The sequence below is a fragment of the Spirillospora sp. NPDC049652 genome, assembly GCF_040675125.1.
Lineage (GTDB): Bacteria > Actinomycetota > Actinomycetes > Streptosporangiales > Streptosporangiaceae > Spirillospora.
The window spans coordinates 1-4879 of the sequence record NZ_JBFAOF010000548.1 but is presented as its reverse complement, the minus strand read 5'-3'; the positions used below and the strand labels follow the sequence as shown (position 1 = coordinate 4879).

At 73.2% G+C, this 4879-nt stretch carries 6 protein-coding genes; 4 read left to right on the top strand and 2 right to left on the bottom strand.

Going from position 1 to position 4879, the window contains the following annotated elements; translation table 11 throughout:
• Positions 1-264: hypothetical protein (locus AB0J52_RS27490; RefSeq protein ID WP_500185245.1), on the top strand; the 264-nt coding region annotated here is incomplete at its 5' end.
• A 63-nt stretch (positions 265-327) separates the two neighbouring features.
• Positions 328-1194, top strand: coding sequence for a 1,4-dihydroxy-2-naphthoate polyprenyltransferase (locus AB0J52_RS27485; protein WP_500185244.1), 867 nt, complete (start codon positions 328-330; stop codon positions 1192-1194).
• On the opposite strand, the gene AB0J52_RS27480 is transcribed toward AB0J52_RS27485, so the two are convergent.
• Both AB0J52_RS27480 and AB0J52_RS27475 read right to left on the bottom strand, forming a co-directional pair.
• Positions 1158-2174, bottom strand: coding sequence for a hypothetical protein (locus tag AB0J52_RS27480; RefSeq protein WP_500185243.1), 1017 nt, complete (start codon positions 2172-2174; stop codon positions 1158-1160). The two genes, AB0J52_RS27485 and AB0J52_RS27480, sit on opposite strands and share 37 nt — an antisense overlap.
• 98 nt (positions 2175-2272) lie before the next feature.
• The gene (locus AB0J52_RS27475; RefSeq protein ID WP_500185242.1) at positions 2273-2962 is read right to left on the bottom strand and encodes a uracil-DNA glycosylase; all 690 of its coding nucleotides are present in this window, start codon (positions 2960-2962) and stop codon (positions 2273-2275) included.
• 116 nt (positions 2963-3078) lie between these two features.
• Between AB0J52_RS27475 and modA the strand changes: the two genes are divergently transcribed.
• Both modA and AB0J52_RS27465 read left to right on the top strand, forming a co-directional pair.
• Positions 3079-3852, top strand: coding sequence for a molybdate ABC transporter substrate-binding protein (gene modA / locus AB0J52_RS27470; protein ID WP_500185241.1), 774 nt, complete (start codon positions 3079-3081; stop codon positions 3850-3852).
• Positions 3853-4098: 246 nt separating this feature from the next.
• The coding region (locus AB0J52_RS27465; RefSeq protein WP_500185240.1) for an ATP-dependent metallopeptidase FtsH/Yme1/Tma family protein at positions 4099-4879 on the top strand (781 nt) is incomplete at its 3' end.

The following is a 4879-nucleotide window of genomic DNA, read 5'->3' as shown; positions in this document are numbered from 1 at the left end:
CCGCGCGATCTCGCCCATGCCGGACTGCCCGTGCAGGTCGCGCGGGCCGCCGACGCCAGCCTCGCCGACGCGTCCCGGGCCGGAGCGCTCGCGACCGCGGCCATCCTCGCCGGGGGGCTGCTGCTCTCCCTGCGGCTGCGGCCGTCCCGCGCGTTCCGGTCGTCCCGAACCGTCCGGGCCGACGGCGCGGACGGTGACGGCGGCGGTGACGGCGTCGCTCCGGCCCGCCTGGCCGGGCCTGTGGGCACGGCGGCGTCCGAGTAATGATCATCATCGGCGAGAATCGACAACCGTCCCCTTGCACCCTCGAGAACTAGCGGTATCACTGTGGCCACGCTCTCCCAATGGGTCGCCGGGTCCCGGCCCCGCACCCTCCCCACCTCGCTCGTGCCCGTCGTCGTCGGAACCGGCGTGGCGATCGGCGCGGGGCACGCCGTCTGGTGGCGCGCCCTGCTGGCCGCCGTCGTCGCGCTCGTGCTCCAGATCGGCGTGAACTACTCCAACGACTACAGCGACGGCGTGCGCGGCACCGACGAGGTCCGCGTCGGGCCGCTGCGCCTGGTCGGGTCCAAGGTCGCGCCGCCGAAGCAGGTGCTCGCCGCCGCGCTCGGCAGCTTCGCGGTCGCGGCCGTCGCGGGCCTGGTGCTCGCCGCCGTGTCGTCCTGGTGGCTGCTGCTGGTCGGCGCCTTCGCGATCCTCGCCGCCTGGTTCTACACGGGCGGCAAGAACCCGTACGGGTACCGGGCGCTCGGCGAGATCTCGGTGTTCGTGTTCTTCGGGCTGGTCGCGGTCGTCGGCACGGTGTACGTCCAGACCGAGACGCTGCCCTGGGAGGCGTGGGCGGCGGCCGTCCCGATCGGGCTGCTGGCCTGCGCGCTGCTGGTCGTCAACAACCTGCGGGACCTGCCGAACGACAAGGAGGCCGGCAAGCGGACCCTGGCGGTCGTCCTCGGCGGGCCCTGGACGCGCATCCTGTACGCGGCGTGCTGCGCGATCCCGTTCATGGTCGTCCTAGCCCTCGCGGCCCCGCACCCGTGGGTGCTGATCGCGCTGCTCGCCGCGCCGTTCTCGGTGCCGCCCACGCAGAAGGTCATCCAGGGCGCCAAGGGCCGCGACCTCATCCCGGTGCTCGGGATGACCGCCCGCCTCCAGATCGTCTACGGCGTGCTGCTGGCGGTCGGGCTCGCGCTCTGACCGTCCCCGCCGGCAGCGGCGATGCGCTCGGCGGCGCGTTCCGCGATCAGGGACGCGCCGGCCAGGGCGATCACCAGGCCACCGAGCATGCCCGCCAGGGCGTCCAGGTTCATCAGGGTGGTCGTGTCCGGGTCCGCGGCGACCATGCAGGTGAACAGGCCGTACCCGAAGCCCGCTCCGCCGCCGATCCAGGTCGCCGCCATCGGGACGATCAGCCGTCCGCGCCGCCGGTGGACGAGCACCAGGGCCCCGGCGGCCCCGGCGAGCGCGATGGCGGCGTCCACGAACTGGACCACCTGCTGGGTGGTGCTGAGGGCGGTGGTCCGGCCGCCGTCGCCGCCGAACGCCCAGTAGAGGTCCACGACCACCACGAAGGCCATCGGGACCGCCGCGGCCCAGGCGAGGAAGCGCCGCATGACGTCGGTCGGCCCCGCCGGGACGTCCCGCGCCAGCAGGGCGAACGCCTCGGGCCACCGCGCCTTCGCGTAGAAGACGAACGCGGCCGTCAGCCCCACGGCCTGCGTGATGAAGCCGCCGTACACCACGGCGAAGACCCACGGGTCGAGCGCGGACGCGCCCGACGACGACGTCGGCGAGCCCTCACCCAGCGCGAACTGGACGATCGTGCCCAGCGGAATGCCCACGGCGAGCGGCGCCAGCAGCCCCGTGCCGACCCAGATCGGCACCACGACCAGCCAGGACGGCAGCCGCCGGCCCCAGCCGTAGGTGAACGCGAGGGCGATCAGGATGGTCGTCGTGTCCAGCGCGAAGGTGATCGCGTTGGCGACCTCCACCTTGGTGGAGTGCATCATCCCGGTGTCGTTGACACCGACGTTCCCGCCGAGCAGCCAGGTCAGCTTCAGCACGATGTACGGGACGCACGCCGCGCACGTCAGGTAGGCGATGGCGAGGCGCAGCGCGCCGGGTGACCCGTGCCGTCCGCGCGGGGCGGACGGCACGGGCTGAGCGAATGTCGTCATGCCCCGAGCATCGCGACGGCCGTCCCGCCGCACCTCCCGCCCGGAGGGGAACCGCTTCCCCCGCACGGGGGAAACGATCACCGGCCCCGCCGGGCGGGTCAGGAGGCGGGGCCGAGGTCCCAGTCGATCTCGGGCTCGCCCGCGTCCGCGAGGGCCTTGTTGACGGCGCTGAACGGCTTGGTGCCCCAGAACTTCTTGGCGCTGAGCGGGCTCGGGTGCGCCGACTCGATCACGGTGTGCTGCTCGCCCGTGATCAGCCGGGCCTTCTTGCGGGCGTAGGCGCCCCACAGCACGAACACCACGCGCTCGGACTTCTCGTTCAGCGCGCGGATGGCCGCGTCGGTGAACTCCTCCCAGCCCTTGTTCGCGTGCGAGCCGGCGTCCCCGGCGCGGACGGTCAGCACCGCGTTGAGCAGCAGCACGCCCTGGTCGGCCCACGGCGTCAGGTCGCCCTGGGTGCGGACCGGGACGTCGAGGTCGCTCGCCAGCTCCTTGTAGATGTTGCGCAGCGACGGCGGGAGCTTCACGCCGGGCTTGACGCTGAACGACAGGCCGTGGGCCTGGCCGGGGCCGTGGTAGGGGTCCTGGCCGAGGATGAGCACGCGCGCCCGGTCGTAGGGGCAGTGCCGGAAGGCGTTGAACAGGTCCTCGCGGGGCGGGTAGACCGTCTGCTCCTCGTACTCCCCCGCCACGAACGCGGCCAGCTCGGCCGTCTTGACCGGGTCGAGCAGGGGCTCGACGCGCTCCCGCCAGTCGCCGGGGAGCTGCTGCATCAGGTCGAACGTCATCGGGGGCCTCTCCAGCCGAGGTTTCGCCAGCACTGAGCAGAACCCTAGTCCGGGGCACTGACACGCCCGGCCCGAATCACCGGAGCGAAGCCCGATCAACTCTAGGATGACGGCATATGCCCGACTTCCGCCGATGGGGCCGTCCCACCGCCGTCCCGGTCCTGACCGCCGTCCTCGGCGCGTCCCTGGGCGCCTGCGGCGGATCGTCCGGGCCGGTGACGCTGACCGTCCTCGCCGCGTCCTCGCTGACCGGCGTGCTGGACGAGCTGGGCGCCACCTACCGCCAGGAGCGGCCGGGCGTGCGGATCCGCACCGTCTACGGCGGCTCCCAGGAGATGACCGCCAGGGTCGCGGACCACCAGCCGGGCGACGTGCTGGTCACCGCCGACGAGACGGCGCTCAGGGAGGTCGGGCGGAAGCTGGCGGGCCGTCCGCTGGTCGTCGCGCGCAACTCGCTGGTCATCGCCGTCCGGCCGGGCAACCCCAAGCGGCTGCGCTCGCCGTACGATCTGGCCCGGCCCGGCCTGCGGGTCGTCACCGGCGGACCGATCGTCCCGGTCGGACGGTACGCGCAGCAGATGTTCGCGCGCGCCGGGCTGACCGTCCGGACGTCGTCGCAGGAGGTCAGCGCGCGGGCGGTGCTCGACCGGGTCCGGGCCGGGGAGGCCGACGCGGGCGTGGTGTACGTCACCGACCTCCGGTCCGCCGGTGTGGCGGCCGGGAGCGTGCCGGTTCCGCCGGCGCTGAACGTCGTGGCGTCCTATCCGGCGGCGGCGGTGCGCGGCGGGCACGCGAAGCAGGCGGAGGCGTTCGTCACATGGCTGACATCTCCGGCCGCTCGTTCGTTGTTCGGCAAGTACGGGTTCGCCGCTCCCGCGGCGGGCGGCTGACCCCGGCGAGCACCGGGCGGCGCCGTCCGCGACCAGCCGCGGCGGACCGGTCCAGAGGCCGGCGGGCCGGGTTTTCCGCGCCGCCGACCAGGGAAGATCTTGTTCCGCCCCCGGCCCCGGGGGCGCGCTGAGGGATGCAGGGGAGCGAAGGTGCCGTCGAAGCCAGCGGAGACGCCGCCGGGCCGGCCGGACCGGGCTCGTCCGGAAGGACGGTCCGACCGGAGGCAGCCCGACCGGAGGCAGCCGGTGCCGCCCCGCGACCAGCCCGGCCAGCCGTGGCGTGCCGAAGGCGTGAAGCACCAGCCGGAGAAGAAGAACGGCGACGGCGACGGCAACAAGGGCGGCGGCGGGTTCCGTCCGGGCCGCAACACCTTCATCTTCTGGCTGCTGCTCCTGCTCGTGTTCGCGCTGAGCTACACGTCCATGAACATCGCGGGCCAGAAGGAACGCGCCGACATCCCCTACACCGCCTTCACCCAGCAGGTCGCGGCGGGCAACGTCAAGGACGTCTACACCAAGGGCTTCGAGATCCAGGGCCAGCTGAAGCAGGCGCAGCAGGTGCCCGGCCAGAGCGACGCCAAGAAGACCTACTCCGACTTCAAGACGCTGCGTCCCGAGTTCGCCAACGACAACATCTTCGGCGAGATGGTCGCCAAGGGCGTGGTCGTCGAGGCCAAGCCGGTCAACGAGAACCGCAGCCCGCTGGCGAACCTGCTGCTCTCGCTGCTGCCCACGCTGCTGTTCGTCGGCCTGTGGATCGGCGCGATGGTCTGGCTGCAGCGCCGCATGACCGGCGGCGGACGCGGCGGCGGGATGCTCGGCGGCTTCGGCCGCTCCCCCAAGCCCGTCACCCCCGACGAGAAGCGCGCCACGTTCGCCGACGTCGCCGGGATCGACGAGGTCGAGGCCGAGCTGGAGGAGATCGTCGACTTCCTCAGGGACCCCGACAAGTACCGCCGGATGGGCGCCCGCGCCCCGCGCGGCGTGCTGCTGACCGGCTCCCCCGGCACCGGCAAGACGCTGCTCG